1 protein-coding gene is annotated in these 455 nt (G+C 60.7%); it reads right to left on the minus strand.

Annotated features, from left to right (window positions below; translation table 11 throughout):
* Nucleotides 1-455 (minus strand): YggS family pyridoxal phosphate-dependent enzyme (locus tag ACNFOC_RS55310; RefSeq protein ID WP_416966433.1); only part of this gene is annotated, 455 nt, incomplete at both ends.

Consider the following 455-nt stretch of genomic DNA (forward strand, 5'->3'; position numbering starts at 1 on the left):
TGCCCGAAGATCGCGCTGCCCACGCGGACATGCGTGGCGCCGAGCATGATGGCAGTGGCAAAATCAGCGCTCATGCCCATCGAGAGCTTCTTCAGTCCGTTGCGCTCCGCGATCTTGGCGGTGAGGGCAAAATGCGCCGCCGGCGGTTCGTCGACCGGAGGAATGCACATCAGGCCGGAGATCTTCAGACCATAGGTGTCGCGACAGCTCGCGATGAAGGCATCGGCCTCGCCGGGGGCTATGCCGGCCTTCTGCGGCTCCTCGCCGATATTGATCTGGACGAACAATTCCGGATGCCGGTTCTGGGATTCGATTTCCTTGGCTAACGCCTGGCAAATGCTCGGGCGGTCGACCGAATGGATCGCATCGAACAGCGCGACCGCCTCTTTGGCCTTGTTGGATTGCAGCGGCCCGATCAGATGCAGTGCAATATTGGCGTAATCGGACATTAACGC

It is taken from the genome of Streptomyces colwelliae (assembly GCF_048158785.1).
Classification (GTDB): Bacteria; Actinomycetota; Actinomycetes; order Streptomycetales; family Streptomycetaceae; genus Streptomyces.